At 71.7% G+C, this 3,471-nt stretch carries 3 protein-coding genes and 1 pseudogene; 1 reads left to right on the plus strand and 3 read right to left on the minus strand.

Annotated features, from left to right (window positions below; translation table 11 throughout):
- Positions 1–69: 69 nt before the first annotated feature.
- From GTW67_RS20995 to GTW67_RS21005, 3 genes and pseudogenes are all read right to left on the minus strand, one after another.
- Entirely contained in the window at positions 70–1,023 is a 954-nt protein-coding gene (locus tag GTW67_RS20995; RefSeq protein ID WP_161166345.1) for an SPFH domain-containing protein, read from the minus strand.
- A 102-nt stretch (positions 1,024–1,125) separates the two neighbouring features.
- A complete protein-coding gene (locus GTW67_RS21000; RefSeq protein WP_161166346.1) occupies positions 1,126–1,557 on the minus strand; it encodes an NfeD family protein in 432 nt (143 codons plus the stop codon).
- Positions 1,558–1,878: 321 nt separating this feature from the next.
- Positions 1,879–2,409, minus strand: a pseudogene (locus GTW67_RS21005) (ABC transporter ATP-binding protein); the annotation flags it as partial.
- Between the two features lie 152 nt (positions 2,410–2,561).
- Here GTW67_RS21005 and GTW67_RS21010 point away from each other — a divergent pair.
- Entirely contained in the window at positions 2,562–3,347 is a 786-nt protein-coding gene (locus GTW67_RS21010) for an Rv1486c family protein (RefSeq protein ID WP_161166348.1), read from the plus strand.
- Positions 3,348–3,471: the final 124 nt, after the last annotated feature.

The raw sequence follows: 3,471 nt of genomic DNA on the forward strand, positions 1-3,471 counted from the left end.
GTGGCTGGTCGCGCAGTTCCCCGCGCCCCTTACGGGGCACGGGGACCGCCCCGCGTCCAGAAGGCGCCGTCAGTCGATGCTGGGCTTTTCTCGGCGTTCCTGGGCGGGGACCGAGGTGCTGGTGCCGCTGCTGCCCGAACCGCCGCCCAGGCCGCCGAAGTTGCCCATGGCGCCCGACAGGCCCTTGAGGGCGTCGCCGATTTCGCTGGGGACGATCCAGAGCTTGTTGGCGTCGCCCTCGGCGATCTTCGGGAGCATCTGGAGGTACTGGTAGGAGAGCAGCTTCTGGTCCGGGTCGCCGGCGTGGATGGCCTCGAAGACCGTACGGACGGCCTGGGCCTCACCCTCGGCGCGCAGGGCGGCGGCCTTGGCCTCACCTTCGGCGCGCAGGATCTGGGACTGCTTCTCACCCTCGGCGCGCAGGATCTCGGACTGCCGGACACCTTCGGCCTGGAGGATCGCGGCGCGCTTGTCGCGGTCGGCGCGCATCTGCTTCTCCATCGAGTCCTGGATGGAGGTGGGCGGTTCGATGGCCTTGAGCTCCACGCGGTTGACGCGAATGCCCCACTTGCCGGTGGCCTCGTCGAGGACGCCGCGCAGGGCCGCGTTGATCTCCTCGCGGGAGGTCAGGGTCCGCTCCAGGTCCATGCCACCGATGATGTTGCGCAGGGTCGTGACGGTGAGCTGCTCGATCGCCTGGATGTAGCTGGCGACTTCGTACGTGGCGGCGCGGGCGTCGGTCACCTGGTAGTAGATGACGGTGTCGATGTTGACGACCAGGTTGTCCTGGGTGATGACCGGCTGCGGCGGGAAGGGGACGACCTGTTCGCGCAGGTCGATGCGGTTGCGGATGGTGTCGATGAAGGGGACGACGATGTTCAGTCCCGCGTTCAGCGTCCGCGTGTAGCGGCCGAAGCGCTCGACGATGGCGGCACTGGCCTGTGGGATGACCTGGATGGTCTTGATCAGGGCGATGAAGACCAACACCACCAGGATGATCAGTACGATGATGACCGGTTGCATCGTGGCTCCGCGTACCCTTCTCCGCCTGAAGATCTTGCTGGTCGAGTCTGACAGACCGTCGCATGCCGCGGGGCACGTTCAGGCCACTTGCGTCGGGACCGGTCACATGATGATCGCCGTGGCCCCCTCGATGTCGACGACGTCCACTTCCTGGCCCGCCTCGTAGGCCCGGCCGGTGTCCAGTGCGCGGGCCGACCAGACCTCGCCGGCGAGTTTGATCCGGCCGCCGCTGCCGTCGACCCGCTCCAGCACGACGGCCTGTCTGCCCTTCAGAGCGTCTACGCCGGTGGCGAGTTGGGGCCGTTGGGAGCGGTGCCGGGCGGCGACGGGCCGCACGACGGCGATGAGGGCGACCGAGACGATGACGAAGACGAGTACCTGGACGACGACGTCGGCCCCGACGCCGGTGGCGACGGCGGCCGCGACCGCGCCGACGGCGAGCATCCCGAACTCCGGCATCGCGGTCACGACGAGCGGGATTCCGAGCGCTGCCGCGACGACGAGCCACCACACCCATGCGTCGATGTCGTTCACGTGGTCATGGTAGGTCCGGGTGAGGGGCCGGGGACAGGGCGCACGGGGGGCGGCTCAGGACAGGGGGAGTCCCTGGGCCGTCCAGCGGTCGCCGACCTGCTCGACGACGAGCGGGAGGCCGAAGCAGAGGGAGAGGTTGCGGGAGGTGAGTTCGAGCTCCAGGGGGCCGGCCGCCAGCACCTTGCCCTGACGGATCATCAGGACGTGGGTGAAGCCCGGGGCGATCTCCTCGACGTGGTGCGTGACCATGATCATCGACGGGGCGATGGGGTCGCGGGCGAGGCGGCCGAGGCGGCGGACGAGGTCCTCGCGGCCGCCGAGGTCGAGGCCGGCGGCGGGCTCGTCCAGGAGCAGCAGCTCGGGGTCGGTCATCAGGGCGCGGGCGATCAGGGTGCGCTTGCGCTCGCCCTCGGAGAGGGTGCCGAACCTGCGGTCCAGGTACTCGGTCATGCCGAGGCGGTCGAGGAAGGCGCGGGCGCGCTGCTCGTCGATGTCCTCGTACTCCTCCTGCCAGCCGGCGGTCATGCCGTAGGCGGCGGTGAGCACGGTCTGGAGGACGGTCTGGCGCTTGGGCAGCTTGTCGGCCATGGCGATGCCGGCCACGCCGATGCGCGGGCGCAGCTCGAAGACGTCGGTGCCGGGCCTGCCGAGGGTCTCGCCGAGGATGGTGGCGGTGCCCTTGCTGGGGTAGAGGTAGCTCGACGCGACGTTGAGGAGGGTGGTCTTGCCGGCGCCGTTGGGGCCGAGGATGACCCAGCGCTCGCCCTCCTTGACCGACCAGTCGACCTGGTCCACCAGAGCCCGGCCCTCGCGGACCACGGATACGTCCTGAAGCTCCAGAACATCGCTCATGAGCGCAGTGTCTCCCCTTGCATCGTGGCCGGTCTCGGCTGTCGCGTACGCCTGTGGCTCGGGCCGCCGCGCCGGTGGGCGCAGGCCCTCCAGGAAATCTACGCCACCGGTCGGCTTCGCTGTTCCATCGGTCCGGTCCTTAGGGTGGGGGCATGCTCTCGGAACCACGCGCAGGGCGCCTTGCCGCCTGGGGAAATGCCCTTATTGCCGGAATGGTCTCGCCGGACGACGCCGCGGTCGCGATCGTCGGGGAGGACGCGGTGCACCGGGTGGAGGGGTTGCCGGGTGAGGCGGGGCCGGTCGGTCTGACGCTGGCGCTCGGGCGGCTGCGGGCGCTCGGGGCGGCCGGGCTGCGGGTCGCGCTGCCCGCGCCGGGGCATCCGCTGGGGCTGAGCGGGCCGCCGGCGTTCAACGCGCGGGCGTTGGAGGCGGAGGAGGCGGTGGTCTGTCACGGTGCCGCGCTGGGGCTGGTGCCGGAGGTGTACGAGGCCGGGCCCTCGGGTGACGTGCATGTCGAGGTGGTCTGGCACTGCCTGCCGGTGCGGGAGGCCCCGCCGGCGGACGTGCCGTCGCTCGGGGAGGCGGAGCGGGAGCTCGCGGAGGCGCTGCGGGACGCGACGGAGGTGCTGACGCGGCTGGATGTCGCCGGGTCGGGGCCGGTGGCGGAGGCGGCGGTCGCCGCGTACCGGGCGCGGGCGGAGCGGTCGTCCGGGCGGGAGGTGCTGGCGCCGGGGTATCCGCCGCGGGCGGTGCGAGTGCTGGAGTTGGCGCAGCGGGTGGGGGCGTTGGTGGCGCTGGCGTATGAGAACGGGCACGGGGGTGCGGTGAGTGCGTCGGAGATGGCGGCGCGGGGGGAGGCGTTGCGGCCGGTGGAGCGGACGGCTCGGCGGGCGTTGGTCGCGGCGTACAACTCCGTTGTGGAGGAGCGGGGGCGGTGATGCCGGGGGCGGGGTCTGTGCCGGGTTGCCTTGCCCGGTGCTGACGGGGTGCCGCCGGTGTGGTGGCCGGGTGGGTGCGCTGCCCGGCGTTGCGGGGTGCCGCCTGCGCCCACCCGTGCCGCCC

This window comes from Streptomyces sp. SID5910, assembly GCF_009862125.1.
GTDB lineage: Bacteria > Actinomycetota > Actinomycetes > Streptomycetales > Streptomycetaceae > Streptomyces.

Excerpts from the sequence above, each read along its gene's own strand:
- GTW67_RS20995 (WP_161166345.1), bottom strand. The coding sequence starts at position 1,023 with ATGCAACCGGTCATCATCGTACTGATCATCCTGGTGGTGTTGGTCTTC.
- GTW67_RS21010 (WP_161166348.1), top strand. The coding sequence starts at position 2,562 with ATGCTCTCGGAACCACGCGCAGGGCGCCTTGCCGCCTGGGGAAATGCC.